Annotated in this window: 20 protein-coding genes and 1 pseudogene; 8 read left to right on the top strand and 13 right to left on the bottom strand. The window is 49.6% G+C overall.

Annotated features, from left to right (window positions below; translation table 11 throughout):
- Window positions 1–14 precede the first annotated feature (14 nt).
- Window positions 15–374, top strand: coding sequence for a hypothetical protein (locus KP22_RS02545; protein WP_039322205.1), 360 nt, complete (start codon window positions 15–17; stop codon window positions 372–374).
- 293 nt (window positions 375–667) lie between these two features.
- Window positions 668–1,591 (top strand): annotated as a pseudogene (locus KP22_RS02540) (phage integrase central domain-containing protein); the annotation flags it as partial.
- A 39-nt stretch (window positions 1,592–1,630) separates the two neighbouring features.
- On the opposite strand, the gene KP22_RS02535 reads toward KP22_RS02540, so the two are convergent.
- Entirely contained in the window at window positions 1,631–1,960 is a 330-nt protein-coding gene (locus KP22_RS02535) for a DHCW motif cupin fold protein (RefSeq protein WP_039322204.1), read from the bottom strand.
- Between the two features lie 58 nt (window positions 1,961–2,018).
- Complete coding sequence (locus tag KP22_RS02530; protein ID WP_039322201.1) at window positions 2,019–2,555, bottom strand: rhodanese family protein; 537 nt, start codon at window positions 2,553–2,555, stop codon at window positions 2,019–2,021.
- A 401-nt stretch (window positions 2,556–2,956) separates the two neighbouring features.
- Between KP22_RS02530 and KP22_RS02525 the strand changes: the two genes are divergently transcribed.
- Entirely contained in the window at window positions 2,957–4,363 is a 1,407-nt protein-coding gene (locus tag KP22_RS02525; RefSeq protein WP_039322199.1) for an EmmdR/YeeO family multidrug/toxin efflux MATE transporter, read from the top strand.
- 39 nt (window positions 4,364–4,402) lie between these two features.
- Here KP22_RS02525 and KP22_RS02520 read toward each other — a convergent pair whose 3' ends face one another.
- The gene (locus tag KP22_RS02520; RefSeq protein ID WP_039302765.1) at window positions 4,403–5,572 is read right to left on the bottom strand and encodes an MFS transporter; all 1,170 of its coding nucleotides are present in this window, start codon (window positions 5,570–5,572) and stop codon (window positions 4,403–4,405) included.
- A 278-nt stretch (window positions 5,573–5,850) separates the two neighbouring features.
- Window positions 5,851–6,366 carry an outer membrane protein OmpX gene (gene ompX / locus KP22_RS02515; protein WP_039302762.1) on the bottom strand — a complete coding sequence of 172 codons (516 nt, stop codon included), beginning with the start codon at window positions 6,364–6,366 and terminating at the stop codon, window positions 5,851–5,853.
- Window positions 6,367–6,741: 375 nt separating this feature from the next.
- Between ompX and rhtA the strand changes: the two genes are divergently transcribed.
- Window positions 6,742–7,629: a threonine/homoserine exporter RhtA gene (gene rhtA, locus KP22_RS02510; protein WP_039302759.1), complete on the top strand. Its 888-nt coding sequence runs from the start codon at window positions 6,742–6,744 to the stop codon at window positions 7,627–7,629.
- Here the strand turns inward: rhtA and KP22_RS02505 are convergent.
- Window positions 7,617–8,168 (bottom strand): P-loop NTPase family protein, encoded by a 552-nt coding sequence (locus KP22_RS02505; RefSeq protein ID WP_039302756.1) that lies wholly within the window; start codon window positions 8,166–8,168, stop codon window positions 7,617–7,619. The two genes, rhtA and KP22_RS02505, sit on opposite strands and share 13 nt — an antisense overlap.
- A 311-nt stretch (window positions 8,169–8,479) precedes the next feature.
- On the opposite strand from KP22_RS02505, the gene dps reads away from it, so the two are divergent.
- The 4 genes from dps to glnQ all read left to right on the top strand — a co-directional run bounded on the left by dps (window position 8,480) and on the right by glnQ (window position 11,530).
- Entirely contained in the window at window positions 8,480–8,983 is a 504-nt protein-coding gene (dps, locus tag KP22_RS02500) for a DNA starvation/stationary phase protection protein Dps (protein ID WP_011094302.1), read from the top strand.
- A 395-nt stretch (window positions 8,984–9,378) separates the two neighbouring features.
- The gene (glnH, locus tag KP22_RS02495; RefSeq protein ID WP_039302754.1) at window positions 9,379–10,125 is read left to right on the top strand and encodes a glutamine ABC transporter substrate-binding protein GlnH; all 747 of its coding nucleotides are present in this window, start codon (window positions 9,379–9,381) and stop codon (window positions 10,123–10,125) included.
- A 26-nt stretch (window positions 10,126–10,151) separates the two neighbouring features.
- Window positions 10,152–10,811: a glutamine ABC transporter permease GlnP gene (glnP, locus tag KP22_RS02490; protein ID WP_039302751.1), complete on the top strand. Its 660-nt coding sequence runs from the start codon at window positions 10,152–10,154 to the stop codon at window positions 10,809–10,811.
- Window positions 10,808–11,530, top strand: coding sequence for a glutamine ABC transporter ATP-binding protein GlnQ (gene glnQ / locus KP22_RS02485; RefSeq protein ID WP_005972679.1), 723 nt, complete (start codon window positions 10,808–10,810; stop codon window positions 11,528–11,530). The genes glnP and glnQ overlap by 4 nt, the downstream gene beginning before the upstream one ends.
- A gap of 51 nt (window positions 11,531–11,581) precedes the next feature.
- Here the strand turns inward: glnQ and KP22_RS02480 are convergent, their stop codons facing one another.
- The 8 genes from KP22_RS02480 to KP22_RS02445 all read right to left on the bottom strand — a co-directional run bounded on the left by KP22_RS02480 (window position 11,582) and on the right by KP22_RS02445 (window position 18,253).
- Window positions 11,582–13,450 carry a M3 family metallopeptidase gene (locus tag KP22_RS02480; protein ID WP_039302747.1) on the bottom strand — a complete coding sequence of 623 codons (1,869 nt, stop codon included), beginning with the start codon at window positions 13,448–13,450 and terminating at the stop codon, window positions 11,582–11,584.
- A gap of 86 nt (window positions 13,451–13,536) precedes the next feature.
- Complete coding sequence (gene ybiB / locus KP22_RS02475; RefSeq protein WP_039302744.1) at window positions 13,537–14,505, bottom strand: DNA-binding protein YbiB; 969 nt, start codon at window positions 14,503–14,505, stop codon at window positions 13,537–13,539.
- A 61-nt stretch (window positions 14,506–14,566) separates the two neighbouring features.
- Window positions 14,567–14,878: a hypothetical protein gene (locus KP22_RS02470; protein ID WP_039322197.1), complete on the bottom strand. Its 312-nt coding sequence runs from the start codon at window positions 14,876–14,878 to the stop codon at window positions 14,567–14,569.
- Window positions 14,871–15,200, bottom strand: coding sequence for a hypothetical protein (locus tag KP22_RS02465; RefSeq protein WP_039302738.1), 330 nt, complete (start codon window positions 15,198–15,200; stop codon window positions 14,871–14,873). The genes KP22_RS02470 and KP22_RS02465 overlap by 8 nt, the downstream gene beginning before the upstream one ends.
- The gene (locus KP22_RS02460) at window positions 15,190–15,864 is read right to left on the bottom strand and encodes a hypothetical protein (protein ID WP_039322194.1); all 675 of its coding nucleotides are present in this window, start codon (window positions 15,862–15,864) and stop codon (window positions 15,190–15,192) included. The genes KP22_RS02465 and KP22_RS02460 overlap by 11 nt, the downstream gene beginning before the upstream one ends.
- Complete coding sequence (locus tag KP22_RS02455) at window positions 15,854–16,465, bottom strand: transglycosylase SLT domain-containing protein (protein ID WP_039322191.1); 612 nt, start codon at window positions 16,463–16,465, stop codon at window positions 15,854–15,856. The genes KP22_RS02460 and KP22_RS02455 overlap by 11 nt, the downstream gene beginning before the upstream one ends.
- Window position 16,466: 1 nt before the next feature.
- Window positions 16,467–16,796 (bottom strand): putative holin, encoded by a 330-nt coding sequence (locus tag KP22_RS02450; protein WP_039302729.1) that lies wholly within the window; start codon window positions 16,794–16,796, stop codon window positions 16,467–16,469.
- A gap of 110 nt (window positions 16,797–16,906) precedes the next feature.
- On the bottom strand, window positions 16,907–18,253 hold the full coding sequence (locus KP22_RS02445) for a TolC family outer membrane protein (protein WP_039322185.1): 1,347 nt from the start codon (window positions 18,251–18,253) through the stop codon (window positions 16,907–16,909).
- Window positions 18,254–18,255 lie beyond the last annotated feature (2 nt).

Below are 18,255 nucleotides of genomic sequence, written 5' to 3'. Positions count from 1 at the left end.
ACCGCCACACAGCCATGAAAGACAACAAAAAACATAACCAACAATCAAGATCGTCCGGCTGGGGTGGGAAACGTACCGGCGCTGGCGCTCCAATTGGTAACACCAATGCGGTGAAACATGGAGAACGCAGCCGTCAGGCATTCTTTCCTTTGGCTGGTGATAATGGGCGATTTACGCCGTTGCAATTGCTACGTGTAAGAAACCTGCTCCTTGCTGAACGTGTTGGCGAGTTGATGCACAGATCTCTTTCTGTGGGCACAGCCGAGTGGCGTGAGTTTATGTTGCTCGATGGGATTTTATGGCAACACACCCGAAAAATGATGGTGTTGGAGCGTCGTAAAGCAAAATTAAATTTACAGCACAGCCAGCGCTAAAACCAGCGTATACAACGGGCGAGACATAGCCATTTTTAAACTGACTTTTCTCTATGGGACTACGATTGGGACTATGATGTAAAAAATAAAAACATAAATTATTTAAAAATCATAACATTAAAAAAAAATTCAATTTCTCTCATGGCATAAGCCTGCTGTTTTTCTTTTGTCTACTGAATTCCATATTGATACATTGAAATCCACACTTTTTAGGCATAGATATAGGCATACGACGCAACATGTAGCCTAAACCCTATGCCTAAACAGCTTTGCGGATTTGATTGGAGAGCGATATGGCACGTCAGACAAAGCCCCTGAACAATACTGAGGTCAAAAGCGCAAAGGCCACTGACCGTGCCGTCACCCTCTACGATGGAGACGGTTTAGAATTACAGGTCACTCCGAGCGGTTCAAAACTCTGGCGTTTTCGCTACTACAAACCCTTCACTCGCAAACGTGCAATGATGAGCCTTGGCTCTTACCCTTCGGTATCTCTTGCCGAAGCGCGTAAGCTCCGCGAAGATGCACGACTTCTTCTTAGCAAAGACATTGATCCGCAGGAGCATAAGCAAGCAGAGCAATCACGGCAAAAAAATGCGACAGAAAACACATTTGAAAAAGTGGCTGCCGAATGGTTTAAAACTAAAGAATCAGCAGGTTTGGCAACACATACGTTGAACGATATCTGGCGCTCCATGAGCAAGTATGTGTTCCCACACATTGGTTCTATGCCTATTGCTAACATCACGGCTCAACGATTTATTGGAGCGTTAGAACCCACTCATGCCGCTGGCAGACTTGAGACTGTAAAAAGGCTGAGTCAACGTATTAATGAAGTCATGGATTATGCCCTCAACTCTGGTCTGGTATCTGTAAATCCAGCCGCACGAATTGGACGAACATTCCATAAGCCGAAGGTGAAGCATCGCCCTGCCCTCTTGCCAGAGCAATTACTACTTCTGATGAAAACACTGTCATTTGCCAGCATTGGGCGACAAACCCGCTGCCTTATCGAATGGCAATTACTCACCATGACTCGACCAGCCGAAGCTGCCGAATCACGCTGGGATGAAATCGATTTTGACGCAAAAGAATGGCGTATTCCTGCTGGCCGTATGAAGATGAAGCGTGAGCACGTTATCCCACTCTCAGAGCAAGCGCTGGGGATTCTGGAAGTCATGAAGCCCATCAGTAAGCACAGGGATTATGTCTTCCCTCTCGGCGCATAGCCCCAGTTCAGACGCTCAAGAATGCCATCAATCGACAACGAACAGTTTAGCGCCCGTTTCAGTGTAGGAACGGTGGGATTCCGCATTATCCGCAACCTGATAGCTCATTCCCGGCTTGAGAACAAAAACACGACCATCGTCTAATTCCGTGTGGAGTTCACCCTCAAGGCATAGCAGGATATGCCCTTTTGAGCACCAGTGATCGGCTAGATATCCGGGCGTGTATTCGACAATCCGGACACGAAGATTATCAAAACGCTGTGTCCGCCAATACGCAATCCCCGACTCCCCCTTATGTTCAGTGGGTTCTATTTGTGACCAATCAGTCGTACCAAACGGAATGTTCTTCATGTCCATGTTACTGCCCCTATTCTTTAACGTTGTTGGTTAACACTCCGTTTGCTATCCCGGCAAATCAGCGTTTGGCACCACCGTTCCACGGCATTTTCATTAACAATCTTGCCATACCGCAAAAACCCGTAACGCCAGCAAACAGCAATCCTGCCCCCACAAAACCAGAGAGCAGGAAGAACGTGGTGTTTACGCTGTAACCCAGTAATACACCACTCAGAATAAGCGCGCCAGCGGCGATTTGAACCTGTCGCATTAATTCAATAGGTTGTTTATTATTGATTTCTGTTGGAAAACCCGCCTTTTTCCAGGCAGTCATCCCACCATGAAGTAAAAAAGTCGTTGCTGGAAACACAGACTGCGCCAGAACCTCAGCATTCTGCTCTGAACGCATGCCAGACAAACAGTGAAAAATCACCATCTTCCCCTCCCAGCCCTCTTCAGGAAGGAAATATCCATTTGAGGAATTCAACGGGTGTAACCTCGCCTGTGCGATGTGTTCACGGGCGAACTCTTCCGGCTTGCGAATATCGATGAGAATCGCGCCTTCATCTAACAATTTGCGAGCCTGAGCGGGTGAAATGGCAAGTGGTATTGACACGATCGTGATCCTCTTTTGAGCCGCGACTTCCTTTCATAATGCATGGGTCAATACGGCATTCAGTCGGCAAGGAAGGTGATATCGCAGATTGTATGTGCACCATCATTAATTTAGATAAATCTAATCAAGAAAACCCTAAATTAAATACTGACCGTGTGCAACAACTTTCCATGCAAGGAAAGCATTCCAAGCTGGACATCGATTTGGCGGCTGATACTCTGTAAATAGAAACGCTATTTTAAAAATAGCCATTCTGCACCGTTCGTACAAAATGGATCAGTAACGGTATGGATAAATCACTGTATGAATGAGTACCGTACAGAAATAATGCTTTGCGAGCCACCATGTGGTTCTGTTTACCTTGCCGACTGGGAAACTTGAGATCTATCCAAGACCGTTTCATGAAAAAATTAAAAGATACCGACTGGTATAAAAAGCGTTACTCCAACCGCGTTCTCTTCTGGAGAGAAATCTCGCCGCTAGCCTTCCCTATCTTTATTGAAGGCCTCTGCGTCGTGCTAATGGGGGTTTTCAGCACCTTTCTTGTCAGTTGGCTAGGGAAGGAAGCCATGGCAGCCGTCGGTCTGGCTGATAGCTTCAATATGGTTATTATCGCCTTCTTTACCGCTGTCTCCTTGGGGACCGCTGTTGTTGTCGCTTTCAGTCTGGGACAGCGTAATAGAAAGCAGGCACGTTCTGCCGCTCGCCAATCGATGTCATTACTCGTTCTGTCATCATTTTTGTTAGTTGTTCTGGTTGAATTCTCCGGTTCTGCGATTATCGATCTGATCGCAGGACAAGCCGATGAACAGGTTAAAGCGCTAGCCCTCACGTTTCTTCGCTGGACAGTCTGGGGATATCCAGCTGTCGCCATCGCACTCGTCGGCTGCGGCGCACTACGGGGCGCGGGTAACACCAAATTGCCCATGGTCATCAATATTGGGATGAATATCCTCAATATTGCTATAAGCAGCCTGCTAATTTACGGTGCCTTCTCATGGAACGGACTTGGTTTTATCGGTGCGGGCATTGGTATTACCATTTCACGGTATATCGGTGCACTACTCGTAATTCTGACGCTGATGCACGGTTTTAACGGCGCGTTGCGTATTCCTTTCAAGTCTTACTTTGCGCCTTTCACCCTGTCGATTCTCTATGAAGTGCTCAGTATCGGTATTCCCGCCAGTATTGAGTCCGTGATGTTTAACATCGGAAAACTGATCACCCAGCGTTTTGTGGCAGGTATGGGAACCGAAGTGATTGCCGGAAACTTTATTGCGTTCTCCATCTCAACGCTGATCAACCTTCCCGGTAATTCACTCGGCGCAGCCGCTACGATTATCGTTGGCACACGGCTGGGGAAAGGTCAGATTATGCAGTCAACCCGACAGTTGAAGCACATCTTCTGGCTGTCCAATATTGGGCTCTGTGTTCTTGCTGTCCTATCAGTTCCCAGCGCCAGCTTTTTAGCATCGTTTTACACCAATGAGCCTGAAGTGATCGACGTGGCAAAGCACCTTCTGTGGCTCAATGCGCTATTTATGCCAATCTGGGCCGCATCCTGGGTGCTACCCGCCGGATTAAAAGGCGCGAAAGACGCCAGTTACACCATGTGGGTGGCGATGGCGGGTATGTGGGGATGCCGTGTTATCGCGGGGTACATCCTCGGCGTGATGCTCGGCTTTGGCGTGATCGGCGTATGGATGGGGATGTTCTTTGACTGGATTGTACGCGGGTTCTTCTATTACCGTCGCCTGATGAGCGGGCGCTGGCTATGGCGCTATCGCCCACCGACTGATTCACGATAGCGAGCGGAAATCCGCTCGCTTACAACAAAAACATATCACTTAGCGACTCAAACTCTTCAACGGAGCAAAACGAGTCGCCATGATAATCAATACGATGACACCAACGGTCATAATCATCCAGGCTTGTTCCAAACCCGCCGTATGCTGGCGAATAAACCCGGCGAGTAACGGCATCAGGCTGGCGAGGATGTAGCCACCACCCTGCACAAAGCCCATTAACGAACCGGTTTTATGTGGTTCAGTCACCTGATCCAGCGCCACGATTAGCGATAATGGGAACAGCGCACCAATACCCATTCCCAGCATGATAATGATGGGATACGTAAATGTCAGCGGAGCCACAATCAGCCCGACCATTCCCACCAGCATCACAAACAGGATAGGAAGCAGCAGTTTGCGTCGATCGGGAAAACGGTTGATGAACGTTGACACCAACAGGCCGGAAATCACTTCCGTCAGCGTTAATCCGCCCAACATCAGGCCGCTTTGCGTCGCATCTAATCCCAGTTGCATGTAATACGGCGGCAACCATGCCAGCACCAGAGTATACGCCCCCGTCCCAATGCCGAAAAATACCATTAGCAGCCAGTCCATTCCCGTGCGGTGCGTGGCTAAGACGGCCTTTGCGTTCTGTTTCAGCGTATACGCCTTAGGGATACATCGCCAGGCTACCGCTGCAACCAACGCCACAATCCCCCAGCAGGCCAGCGCACTTTGCCAGCCCCACACGTTGGCCAGCGGAGAAACCGATGAAGCCGCAAACGCCGCACCGGTCATAATCGCCGTGGTATAAAAGCCCATCAGGAGGCTGCTATGACGACCAAAATAAAGTTTGATAAACGACGGTATCAGTGCCTGAATCAAGGCAATTCCTATCCCGGCGAGCGCGGCGCTAACTAACAGAGCTATGCCGCTATTGAGCCACCAGCGGGCACTACATGCCAGCGCTATCACCACGATGCCCAGCGCAATTCCACGATATTCGCCAAGGCGCGTCTGCAACTGGCCGCCATATAACGCACACCACCCCATAGCGAACACAGGAAGCGTGGTTAACATCCCCGCCATGCTGTCATCCAGACCTGTAGCGGCCTGAATCTGATTCAGCAATGGACCAATGCCCGCTAAAACAGGGCGTAAATTCAATCCCAATAGAATAATTGTGAAGAACAGAAAAGCCCGCGTACGGGCCGTTGATGTCACTACCATTTGTAACCTCAATAGCTTGAGCAAGTTACTACTGTCTGATTAGCATTATCTTCACATAAAGAATCTTAACGTCAAGATAAAATCTTATAACAAAGTAGATACAGCATGCATGTGATCCATGACGGCAAGAAAGGCCGGATATCGTTCGGTTGGAAAATTACTGGATAAACTCGGTATTGGCTCAGGGAAACAGCCATAAAAAAATCCGCCCTAAAAAGAGCGGATCCTTTCGACACAGCTAACACCAACGCCGAGGGCGAAAACCCTACAGAGTGAGATTAGAAGCGGTAACCTACGCCAACAGCCCAGGCACCAACGTCAACACTGCGGATACGGCTTTGTTCGTAACCAACATCCAGAGCAACGTCCTGGATTGGGTTGAACTGAACACCAGCACCGTAAGTGAAGCCGTAATCGTCATTGCTGCCATTGCTCTGACCGTTGGTAGCATTGCTTGTTACTTTACCGTGACTGAAACCAACAACACCGTACAGGCTTGCCCAGTCGTTTAGACGGTAAGCAGGACCCGCAGTAAAGCCCATGTACTGGCCTTTATTGTAGTCACTACCATCACTACCCGTTTTTTCCAAATAGGTGAATGAGCTAATAACGCCCAGTGGGTTATTATCTTGCTCATAACGATATTTCAGGTTAAAGCCTTTAACTTTATTTTGTACACCCTGAGCATCACCTTGAGCATAGCCTGCAGTTACAGTACTTTGACCAGCAAATGCAGAACCTGCGCCAACGGCTAATACACAAGCCAGAGCTGAAAGACACGCGATTTTTTTCATATTTACAGCCTCAAATTCATTTTATGAAAGACTAACTAACGTAGTGAATATAACAAAGAAGTTCAGAACTTGCCGCCCTATAAATATTTATCAATTAGGCTTTAGATGTAACAATTATTGTCAAAATCGACCTATCACTATAATTATATTGAGTTTTTTATTGTGACAGTTAGATTAAAAATAAATTCACCGCAAGGCATTAAAACAGACAATTCTGAATTACCCGCTCAGTTTGTATGCTAACAGTATTGAACAGAAACACATTAGTTAAATGATCCGTAAATAAAGGTCAATAAAAGTTAATCCATACCAGACAAATTGTTTACAATTGGATATAATAGCAACGGAATGTTATACCTGTTTAAGGCCAAGAGAATGACCTTATTTTCCCACCGTTCGTCATCATTCGTCCCTGTATTGCTCATCATTATCTCGATGCTTTCTATCCAAAGTGGAGCCGCTCTGGCCAAAAGCCTGTTTCCGCTCATCGGTGCCACTGGCATCACGGCATTACGTCTGGGAATTGGTACGATCATTCTGTGCATCATCTTCAAGCCATGGCGTATGCGCTTTGGCAGCAACCGCCTGCCGCTTCTGGTTTATGGCATCACGCTGGGTGGCATGAACTTTCTATTCTACCTTTCATTGCAAACGGTGCCGCTCGGCATTGCTGTTGCACTGGAATTCACCGGCCCACTTGCCGTAGCTATGTTAGCCTCACGCCGACCTCTTGATTTTCTATGGGTTTTTCTGGCTGTTGCAGGGCTGTGGTTCTTATTGCCGCTGGGTCACAATATCGGCAATGTTGATTTGACAGGCGCAGCTTACGCTGTGGGCGCGGGTGCCTGCTGGGCGTTCTATATTCTATTTGGACAAAAAGCGGGGGCAAATCATGGGCCGGGTACCGTCGCCATTGGGTCCTGCATTGCGGCACTGATCTTCTGCCCTATCGGTGCGTATTACGCAGAGAGCACGCTATTTTCTCTCTCAATTCTCCCGCTCGGTATTGCCGTCGCCATTCTGTCGACCGCGCTACCTTATTCTCTGGAGATGGTAGCCTTAACCCGTCTGCCTGCCAGAACGTTCAGCACGCTGATGAGCATGGAGCCCGCTATTGCCGCCCTATCTGGGATCCTTTTCCTCAGCGAACATTTATCGTTCACGCAATGGATAGCGCTTATGTTTATTATAACTGCATCAATAGGCGCAACGTTGACAATAAAACCAGCGGGTAAGGTCAAAGTAGCGACTCACACAGAATGAGAGCGTATTTCATTAGGAAGGTGTTGCAGAAAGGTTTTACATTCCCGCGGAGAACGCAGCGTAATGAAGCGGATATGGCAATAGCGTGGATCAGCTAAATCAGCCAAATACCGTTTCCGATTTCTTGAATAGGTTTTTATTGTCCAGAGGATAATCGAATCCCGACTGAAGAAACTGCGGACAAACGACTCTTTATTACCAGTACCGACCCACAACTCCTCTTTGTGCCATGCTCGAAGATAGGCGCGTCTCACCGCCTGAAAAAGCGTACGGGTAAAGCCGTAATCGACCCAAATCACGACATCAACATTGCGCCATTTAATGTCGCGCGTTCGATTATAGTTGCCATCCAGAACCCAACTTTCTGATTTCAATTCGTTTTCAAGCCGTTGAAAGAAATCGGTATCCGTTCTTCCTTGCCAGTCGCTTAGCCAGAACAGCGCATCCATTTCAACGTAGGGCATATTCAACATTCCAGACAGACGGCGAGCGAGCGTAGATTTGCCACTTCCGCTGGTACCAATAATATTGATTCTCATTATTCATAACGCCCTTTAACTAACGCATAATATGTTTAAAAGAAACCAGAGAATAATAACTATTTTCACCTAAGCAGTAATGCTATTTATCATTATGTGATATTGTGTTGCAGAAGCAGTTGAAATATTTCTCTTGCATCACCATTCCCACATTATTGCTATCAGATAAACCCTGACCATAAATAACCACAACATCGTTATGCTATAGCTATTCATTTGATAGGCAATTCTTTTCAATATTACTTTCCATCACTGCTATAATTAGTCACGTTGAACAGTCAGACTATGAAATTAAAGAGAGGATAACTATTATGTCTACCGCCAAACTCGTGAAATCAGCACCGTCCGAACTGCTTTATACTCGCAATGATTTGGATGATAGCGTTAAGACCTCAACGATCGCCCTGTTAAACCAACTGGTTGTTGATTTCATCGATCTGTCGTTGATTACCAAACAAGCACACTGGAACATGCGTGGCGCAAACTTTATCGCCGTTCATGAAATGCTGGACGGCTTCCGTACCTCGATTATTGACCATCAGGATACCATCGCCGAGCGTGTCGTTCAGATAGGCGGTGTCGCACTGGGTACGGTGCAAATTGTGGGTAAACAGACCTCGCTGAAAAGCTACCCAACCACTATCCATAGCGTTCAGGATCATCTGAAAGCGTTGGCAGAGCGTTATGCGATTGTCGCTAACAACGTGCGCCAAGCCATTGGTAAAACGGAAGATGAGGCCTCTGCGGATATTCTGACCGCCGCATCACGCGATCTGGATCAGTTCCTGTGGTTTATTGAATCCAACATTGAATAATCGACGTTATCGTCCCGCGAACGTTTCAAGGCTGCTTAGGCAGCCTTTTTACTCACTGAGAAATCCACTCCGCCCCCTCTTTTCTCGTTCAATATGCACAAACCACGCATTTTATCTATTAAGACGCTCAAAAAATTAGCTTTTGCCGCCATTAATTGCCCATAACGCTAATCAACGGTTGTTTCCCTCGTGTAAATCAGTTAATCATAACAGCGCCTTGCCTAAGCGAATTGGAGATGAAAATTTCACCTCCAGCAAGGTAATAAAATAAAAACAACAGGTTAAGCACAACGCATGATAACTGACCTAATGTTCTAATGGGTTCCACTTTCGTACTATGCTTAAAACGCCTGTAAAACAAAAAGCTCCCACAACTGCTAAATAGGAAGGATTTGATGAAATCACTACTTAAGGCCTCTTTGGCTGCATTAACGCTGATGATGAGCGTATCCAGCTATGCCGCCGAGAAAGAACTGATTGTCGCAACAGACACCGCTTTCGTCCCTTTTGAATTCAAACAAGGCGACAAGTACGTCGGTTTTGACATCGACCTCTGGGATGCTATCGCTAAACAGCTCAACCTGAAGTACACCCTGAAACCAATGGACTTCGGCGGTATTATTCCTGCTCTGCAAACGCGTAACATCGATCTGGCGCTCGCAGGTATTACCATTACCGACGAGCGTAAAAAAGCAATCGATTTCTCTGACGGTTACTACGACAGCGGCCTGCTAGTGATGGTTAAAGCAAACAACAACGATATCAAAGGCGAGCAGGATTTGGCCGGTAAAGTCGTTGCGGTGAAGAGCGGCACAGGTTCCGTTGATTACGCGAAAGCCAATATCAAAACTAAAGATCTGCGCCAGTTCCCGAATATCGACAACGCCTATATGGAACTGGGCACCAATCGTGCTGACGCAGTGCTGCACGACACGCCAAATATTCTCTATTTCATCAAAACCGCAGGCAACGGCCAGTTTAAAGCGGTAGGTGATTCCATTAAAGCTCAGCAATACGGCATCGCGTTCCCGAAAGGCAACAACGAGCTGCGTGAAAAAGTGAATGGCGCCCTGAAAACACTGCGTGAAAACGGCACTTATGCTGAAATCTACAAGAAGTGGTTTGGCGTAGAGCCTAAGTAATTGCCGATTTAATCTGGAGATATTCCATGCAGTTTGACTGGAGTGCCATTTGGCCTTCTCTGCCCCTCCTAATGGAAGGGGCAAAAATGACGTTGTTGATTTCTGTTCTGGGTCTGCTTGGTGGCCTAGTGATTGGCGTGGTCGCGGGTTTTGCCCGCGCCTACGGCGGCTGGTTTTCCAGCCGCATTTCGCTCGTTTTTATTGAAATTATTCGCGGTACACCCATTGTTGTGCAAGTGATGTTTATTTACTTCGCCTTGCCGATGATTTTCACGTCCGTGCGAATTGATCCTTTTGCCGCCGCCGTAGTGACCATCATGATTAACTCCGGTGCTTATATCGCGGAAATTACCCGTGGTTCGGTATTATCAATTCATAACGGCTTTCGTGAAGCAGGCTTGGCCCTTGGGCTATCTCGAGGCGCGACGTTACGTCATGTCATTGCCCCACTCGCCCTGCGCCGCATGTTGCCACCGCTGGGTAATCAGTGGATTATCAGCATCAAAGATACGTCACTGTTTATTGTTATCGGCGTAGCTGAATTGACTCGCTCAGGGCAGGAAATCATCGCGGGCAACTTCCGTGCGCTGGAAATCTGGACTGCGGTTGCCGTTATTTACCTGTGCATCACGCTGGTCCTCAGCTTTATTCTGCGTCGTCTGGAAAGAAGACTTAAGATTATATGATTGAATTTAAAAACGTATCCAAACACTTTGGCAAAACACAGGTCTTACACGATATCGATCTCACCATCGGTCAAGGTGAAGTTGTCGTCATCATCGGGCCTTCAGGCTCGGGTAAATCCACGCTGCTGCGCTGCATCAATAAACTGGAAGAGATTACCAGCGGTGAATTAATTGTTGACGGCCTCAAAGTGAACGATCCCCGCGTTGATGAGCGCTTGATCCGTCAGGAAGCAGGGATGGTGTTCCAGCAGTTTTATCTGTTCCCGCACCTTACAGCGTTGGAAAACGTCGCGTTCGGCCCGATCCGAGTGCGCGGAGCGAGTAAAGCTGAGGCCGAGAAACTGGCGCTGGAATTGCTGGCGAAAGTCGGTCTGTCAGAACGCGCGCATCACTACCCTTCCGAGCTTTCCGGTGGCCAACAACAGCGTGTGGCAATCGCCCGCGCGCTGGCAGTCAAACCGAAGCTGATGCTGTTTGATGAGCCGACATCTGCACTCGATCCAGAACTGCGTCATGAAGTGCTGACCGTCATGAAAGATCTGGCCGAAGAAGGCATGACGATGGTCATCGTCACTCACGAAGTGGGCTTTGCCCATAAAGTGGCTTCGCGTCTGATCTTTATTGATAAAGGCCGCATCGCAGAAGATGGCGACCCGGAAACGCTGATTACGAATCCACCCAGCGACCGTCTGCGTGAATTCCTGCAACACGTATCTTGATCAACAAGGGGGCTTTCGCCCCCTTTCTCTTACTCGCGATGTCAGCGAACGTTATGCCTGCGAACGCGGATATTCTCGTTCAATAAACGCCGCAAAATCCTGGCACATCTTCTCGTCGCTCTGTTCATTATCCGCCAGCACGCGACTACCATCGACCACGCGAATACGCGCAGACAGATCGAAATCCGCAGCAGGCTGAGGACGACCCGCCGCCTTCGCCATCATCCCTTCCGCCTGTTGCCAGGCTTCATCAACCGTCAGATTACAGGCCTGCGCCAGATAAGCGGGGTTGAAGCCTTCACCGGTTAGGCTACGCAGCGTATCGTCATGACTTACGCTATTGCCCGGATGCCAATAGTGTTGTGCCAAATCAGGGCCGATAGCCGGGTTATCCGTCAGGTAACCGTCACGTTGCAGGAAATAGCTGCGCGTCTGCTCCACCGCCATCAATGCCAGCAGGTATCCCTGATAAGAACACGCCGACTCCATAGACAGCAGATGAGGGATCGCCAGCGTCGGGCGCGGGCTGCCACTAATGCCCAAAATACGCTGTTCGGTGTCGCGTGCCAGTTTTGTCATCGCTTCTGGCGTACGCGCTTCGTCGTCCCACGAATAGAGTTGCCACTCAAAATAAGGCACCAGCAGAATGTGTCGATCGTTGAAGGCTCGCATCGGTTGCTGAGTGCTGATATCCGCACGGATCAATTCGTCAGGAATCGTCTCTCCCTGTGCATTCTTTGCATAACGTTTTAACCAGTCAGCATCGCCCAACAGGCTGTCGCAGAACATAGATTGTGTTTCGGCATAGGCCATCGAGGTTGGCGGAAACTCCTGTGAAAAACAGGGAGCATTCTGCTTAATATTGGCAAAATGCGCGGCGTGCCCACCTTCATGGAACAGCGTATTAATGCCGCTGGCACCGCTACCGATTTGGTCCGGTTTTGCCAAACTGGTGAAATTAATCCGTGCCGGAACCCATTTCCCTTCTTGCACAAACGGCGGTACCGGACCGTGCATGAAACCATTCTCGAATTTGCCTTTGCGCACCAACAAATCGAGCTGCATTTCTGCACCGTTAAACCCGATACGCAAGCGCTTAAAACTATTGATCCAACGTTCCAGCGACGCAGAGAAAGGGAAGTAGGGATCGAGCTGGCGCGTCACATACCCCGCACTGGCGTAGCGAATATTCCACGGTTGTAGCGCGTCTTCGCCCTTTTCATCCGCCAGATTTTTCAGGCTGCGGGCATTCGCTTCACGGGTTTGTGCTTCGAAAGCATCGAGGATGGCAAAGAGCTGCTCTGGCGTCATCCGCTCCGTTTTATTGACCTTATAGTCAAAATAGTTCCGGTAGCCCATCTGACGGGCAAAGCGGTTACGCAGTGAAATCAGCTCAGGAAAACCGTTATGCAACAGCCACTGTTCCAGAGAGCGCAGCGCCTGCTGAGAACTCTGACGATAGGCTTCGGTATCATTAGTCGCCTGATTGGTCAGCAGTTCCCCGAGTGAGGCGGAAACACGCTCCCCCTTGGCATCCAAATGTGTCATTTCATAGGATTTACACTTGGCGTATAGCGCACTTTCGGTCGCAATAATCTCATCCATCAACGCCTGAGCTTGCGGCTCTTCAATCACGTTACAGTCGAAAAACCGATACCAACCTTGCAAGCCATGTAGCAGCGCCTGCTGTTGTTCATCACAAGGGCTGTTTTCCAGTGTCGCAATATGGGTTCGCAGTTCAGTCAAACGCTGCGGTTGCGCAATAAAGCGTTTATACTCACTTTCTGCGGCGGAGAAACGCTCAGACACCTCATCATTTCCCGTTCCCATATACAGTTGCCAAAACAGTTCTTCTTTCGCCTGATGGACCGCAAGATAGTCGCGATTCAATATATTAAAATAGTCCGCTACCTGTTGCATGCCATTCCTTATTTCTTCAAATGACAGCCTTTTGGCTGTGTGAAGTGGCACGGTAACCCGCACCCGAGTCCGTCTCGGTAAGCCAATCAGCCCAGACGCTTCTTAATTGTTGCGACAGCCTGTTCCATTGTCGCGGCTTCACCAGCAGCAACCAGACAGCACGCCAGTTGTAGACGAATCGCCTGAGGGATCGCGATTTCACCTGTCATACATCTCACCGTCCAGCGCGCCGTGGTGGTAGCATCCTTCGCGATAGGCAAAGCATCCGGTGCGACGCTGATATCCTGTCGCAGTTGCAGCACGTTGGTATGTTGCTGATGGATAAAATGGATTTCCGGGCAGCGCTGCGGGTTGGCGTAAACCTCTCCTTCCGTGCCATGCATCAGAAGCGCACGTCCGGTGATATCGTTAAAAAACGTTCCCACACGTGAAACATATTCAGGGTGGGACACGCTGGCAACGCGCAGCGCCTCACTTTCACCAAACGGCGTCGCTACCTTGGCCAGCGTGTGGCTACTGTTACGCACTCCCATACGCCAGCGTAGCTGTAGCTGACGCTCGATGGCTGGACACAACACAGACACAGGAATAAATACCGGGCTACTGTTATCAAGCTCCTGCTGAGCCTGCTCGGCATTCTCCGCAATCGTCACGCCGAGGTTACGTAAAATATCCGCGCTGGTAACACGAGTAGGATCGTCGCTTACGCCATGCACTACCACCGGAAAACCCAGTTTTGCCAACAGCAGCGCCAACAGCGGCGTCAGGTTAGCCTGCCTCCGCGCCCCGTTGTAACTGGGAATCACGATAGGCATAGGAAAGCCCACTGGTGGATTCAGGCGCAACACATGCTCGTTCATCGCCTGATAAAAGCCCAGCATTTCGGCTTCGGATTCGCCTTTGATACGAAACGCAATCAGCAGCCCGCCAAGTTCCAGATCTGGCACATCACCGCGCAGCATTGCGCTATATAATTCATAAGCCGTTACTTGATCGATATCACGCGCATGGTTTTTCCCGCGCCCGACTTCTTTGATAATTTTGGTGTAATCCATGCTGGCCTCTTATTTTCGGCGACGCAATAAAAACTTATCAACGAAAATAACATGTTACGCGTTACTGATCCCAGTATTTTTCTGGTCGGGCAATACCAACCACACCGTCAACCGTATATTCCACCATCTCCACACCCAGACGGGTGAGATTCGCCAGCCAGACACCATCGACCTCTTTGGTCAACACCGCCATCTTACGATCGGCCAGATAATCCAGCGCCTGGCGCAGTTCCTGTTCAGAAGTATCGGCATACAGCCGCTGCATCACGGCCAATAAAAACATTTCATTCGCGGTATAAGGACGTGTTTTGTTTAATGCGATGAGCAAATGCCAACGCATCGATTCCTGTTGAATACACGGCGTATTAGCCATGACTCCCTCCCGAATACCGCTGCTGTACCAACTCCAATTTGTTGTAAAGCGCATCCAGTTTGGCTTCGATTACCGTCTGTCCACGGATGTAATCCTCACGACGCACATAAATCAGTGGTAAATCAGCACGAAATTCCAGAAATTCACGTTCCAGACGCGTCCATCCCTGTTCGCTCTTCTGGCGTGCATTTTCCAGCGCAGCAAAACGCTCGTTCAGCCGCTTTTCAATCTGGGTAAGCAAAATCCGCCCGGCGGCAAACAGGAAGCTCATAAACGATAGCAGCAGGCCGACCAGCGACCAAAATTCCACTTCAATTTTCACGTGTCACCTCCCCTGCCTGTTGCAATGCTTCGATGTAATCCAGCAACGCATTAATCTGCGCACTCAGCGCCTGATAGCGCTCTCCGTTGTCGCTGATGTTGGCGAGGATATCGCGCTGGGAGACACCTGAAGGCTGTAATTCGGCGTCAGCGGTTGTGCCGAAACCGGACGCTGCGCCAGTGCGGCGGGCAGCGGCGGTAATGTCTGCCGCGCCGTCTTCGGACAAACCGAAAGCGGCGTTGTAGAACTGCACGAAGCCACGAGTAAACACACACTGCACAGGCTGAACCTTGCCTTTTTCGTCAATGTATTGCTGAGTAACATGGTCGATTTTCCTTTGCAGAGCAGCGTTATCCGCCGCCAGTTTTTGACGCGCGGCCATATAGCGCTGTTCGAGTTGATTCCCACGCTCAACCTGCTGCTGGTATTGTTCCGCCGCTGCGCGTAATAGCTGATTTTGGGTTTCGGCCCGCTGCTGCTGGAGCAAATTAAATGCCGCCAGTTGCTTCGCCAACGCGGCGTCCCCCAGCGCTTGCGCCAGTTGATAACCTTGATTGCGGCCGGTTAGATAGACGGCGAGGAGTAGCGCAATAGTAAGCAGGGCAGCGACCACGCGCGGCGAAAGAAAGAATTTCAGGTGAGTAATAAACAGACTATTCCACACAGCTCGCCCTCCCCCAGCTCAGGTAGCGTGGCGCCAACTGATGCAAGATACGGTCGGGATAATGGCGGTTTTCATGCCAGTTGGCGGCGCTACGCCCCGCATTGACGGTTTCCACATGATCGAACCAGCGAAGAATGTCCTTCCCGGCGATCTTCGCACGTTGCTTATCACGTTGTAACCAGCCGAGTCCGCCATTGTAGGACGATAAGGTCATTGCCATACGCTCACAGTCGTTACTGGCACTGATTCGCGTCCACAGCCAGCGATCGTAGCCCGTCAGCGCACGTATAGCCCAGACGGGGTTAAGAGGTTGATTTGTCCGAAGCTCAGGAACAATACCGCTGAACCAATCGGCTGTTGTCGGCATAAACTGTGCCAACCCCAGCGCTCCGACGGGCGATACCGCCCCTGGATTCCAACCGCTTTCCTGGTGCAACTGTGCCGCAAAATCAGCAATTGGGGCATTCATGCCCCAGTCCAGCCGTGCGCTGCGGATCACATCACTGCGGTACGCCTGCGCGGCACGAGGGATCGTGTCAGCGCAGACTGTAGTGCTAAAAAGCATGGGGCTAATAAGCAGTGTGATAAGAAGATGTCGCATATCACAGCCCCATCGCTACACCGATGCAGACGGCTGACACAATCAGCGCGCGTCGTAACATCGCAGCGGCAAATACCGTGTGGTGCCCCTCCCGAACCGGAAAACGTCCACTCGGCACAGGTTCATTACCTTGTTCAAGGAATAAACCGGGGCGAGCTTTAGGAAACAGCGAACGATCCAACCAATAGCCTAATACCGCCGCAAGTGAGATAAGCGAGAGCTTATAGATGGTGACGGGAAGCTGTTGTGGTGAAATCAGCCCAATGACAGCAAAGAGAAAAGCCGATGCCATAATCCAGCCGGTAAGACGCGGTTTTTTGATTTTTTTCATGATAAAGCCTCCTGATAAGAATGGAGGCCATTATGCAAAACGAGGAGATTTGATGATTTTAAAGGAGTTTAAGTATGACTGAGGCACAATATCCTACAGAATTGAACCATTTAAAATGAGGGCTTGCCAGCAGGCTGAAACCAGGCCGCCAGTTCCAGAATATCTTTCTCATTCAGTGTACCAGCCGTATAGCGCAATAATAACCATGCCTGAAGCCAGCTGTATTTCGCTTCTGCCAGCTCTCGCCGGGCGTTGTACCAATCTTGCTCAGCGAGCAAAATATCCAGATTAATACGTTCACCGCCTGCTACGCTCAACCGTGTTGCCTTGACGGCTTCTTGCGCCGACGATGCCGTCATCTGCCAGGCTTTGATTTTTGCCAATCCGTTATTGTACAAGTTGTAGTTCTTTTTCAACTCCGCCAGCGTTTGTTTGGTTTGATCGTCCAGCTCTGCCTGACTTTGCTGGTATTCCGCTGCCGCCTGCCGCATGGATGCCGAGACAGAACCACCAGAATAAAGTGGGACATTCAGCTGCAAGCCGACGCTTTGCGTGTCGTATTTCTGGTTATAGTTATATTCGCTCTCGGAACGGCTATTACGTGACGAGGCTACCAGTGATAGCGTGGGTAAATGCCCAGCGCGACTACGTTCGATTTCATAGCGGCTGACCGCCAATCCCTCACGCTGTGTCGCCAATTTAGCATTGTGCTGCACAGCCAGATCGCGCCACTGCGCCAGCGTCTGTTTAGCTGATTCTGTAGACGGAAGTTGTGTAAGCACCAGAGGATGCAGCCCGGTAATATCCAGCGCTGCCCCGGTCATATTTTCCAGATCGGTAATTGCAGCATCCAGATTATCCTGCTGCTCAATGCGCTGCGCTTCAATCAGCGTAAACCGCGCTTCCGTTTCCCGCACATCCGTTAGCGTCCCTTCACCAGCCAGCAAGAGACGTTTATTCAGCGTCAGTTGTTCCTGATAGGCTCGCTGCTGCGCATTGAGCAATTGCAATTTTTCCTGCGCCAGCAGTGCACTGCTCCAGGCTTTATATAGCCGCACCATGAGATCCTGACTGCGATCGCGAAAACGCTGATCGGCCATCAGCGTACGAGCTCTCCCCTGCTGATAACGAGCCCATGCCGCATAATCCAGTAGCGGCTGGCGCAGTGATAGCGTCGACGTGTAGCTGTTGTAATCACGTTTTAGCGTGTTATCAGTAAAACTATCCGTTTGGGTGACTTTAGAATGGCTGCGATTAGCGTTATAGCCATACTGGAGATTAGGGAGCAAATTGGCTCGTCCGATCGTCTCCTCTTCCTGACCTGCCGCCCGTTCAAAACCCGCTGCACGAAATTGCGCATCGTTACGCAGTGCCAGCTCCCAGGCATCAAGCAGTCCTAATGCGTTAGCGCTCGAAGAAGTCAGCCCAAACAGCACGACTATCGCGATCCTTTGCATGA

This window comes from Pectobacterium betavasculorum, from assembly GCF_000749845.1.
Taxonomy (GTDB): domain Bacteria; phylum Pseudomonadota; class Gammaproteobacteria; order Enterobacterales; family Enterobacteriaceae; genus Pectobacterium; species Pectobacterium betavasculorum.
This window is presented reverse-complemented; position numbering and strand designations above follow the sequence as displayed.

Bases quoted from the DNA above. Each gene is read 5' to 3' on its own strand.
- KP22_RS02445 (WP_039322185.1), bottom strand. From the start codon at position 18,253: ATGCAAAGGATCGCGATAGTCGTGCTGTTTGGGCTGACTTCTTCGAGC.
- glnP (WP_039302751.1), top strand. From the start codon at position 10,152: ATGCAGTTTGACTGGAGTGCCATTTGGCCTTCTCTGCCCCTCCTAATG.
- KP22_RS02450 (WP_039302729.1), bottom strand. From the start codon at position 16,796: ATGAAAAAAATCAAAAAACCGCGTCTTACCGGCTGGATTATGGCATCG.
- dps (WP_011094302.1), top strand. From the start codon at position 8,480: ATGTCTACCGCCAAACTCGTGAAATCAGCACCGTCCGAACTGCTTTAT.
- KP22_RS02470 (WP_039322197.1), bottom strand. From the start codon at position 14,878: ATGGCTAATACGCCGTGTATTCAACAGGAATCGATGCGTTGGCATTTG.
- KP22_RS02525 (WP_039322199.1), top strand. From the start codon at position 2,957: ATGAAAAAATTAAAAGATACCGACTGGTATAAAAAGCGTTACTCCAAC.
- ybiB (WP_039302744.1), bottom strand. From the start codon at position 14,505: ATGGATTACACCAAAATTATCAAAGAAGTCGGGCGCGGGAAAAACCAT.
- rhtA (WP_039302759.1), top strand. From the start codon at position 6,742: ATGACCTTATTTTCCCACCGTTCGTCATCATTCGTCCCTGTATTGCTC.
- ompX (WP_039302762.1), bottom strand. From the start codon at position 6,366: ATGAAAAAAATCGCGTGTCTTTCAGCTCTGGCTTGTGTATTAGCCGTT.
- glnH (WP_039302754.1), top strand. From the start codon at position 9,379: ATGAAATCACTACTTAAGGCCTCTTTGGCTGCATTAACGCTGATGATG.
- glnQ (WP_005972679.1), top strand. From the start codon at position 10,808: ATGATTGAATTTAAAAACGTATCCAAACACTTTGGCAAAACACAGGTC.
- KP22_RS02480 (WP_039302747.1), bottom strand. From the start codon at position 13,450: ATGCAACAGGTAGCGGACTATTTTAATATATTGAATCGCGACTATCTT.
- KP22_RS02505 (WP_039302756.1), bottom strand. From the start codon at position 8,168: ATGAGAATCAATATTATTGGTACCAGCGGAAGTGGCAAATCTACGCTC.
- KP22_RS02455 (WP_039322191.1), bottom strand. From the start codon at position 16,465: ATGCGACATCTTCTTATCACACTGCTTATTAGCCCCATGCTTTTTAGC.
- KP22_RS02520 (WP_039302765.1), bottom strand. From the start codon at position 5,572: ATGGTAGTGACATCAACGGCCCGTACGCGGGCTTTTCTGTTCTTCACA.
- KP22_RS02545 (WP_039322205.1), top strand. From the start codon at position 15: ATGAAAGACAACAAAAAACATAACCAACAATCAAGATCGTCCGGCTGG.
- KP22_RS02535 (WP_039322204.1), bottom strand. From the start codon at position 1,960: ATGGACATGAAGAACATTCCGTTTGGTACGACTGATTGGTCACAAATA.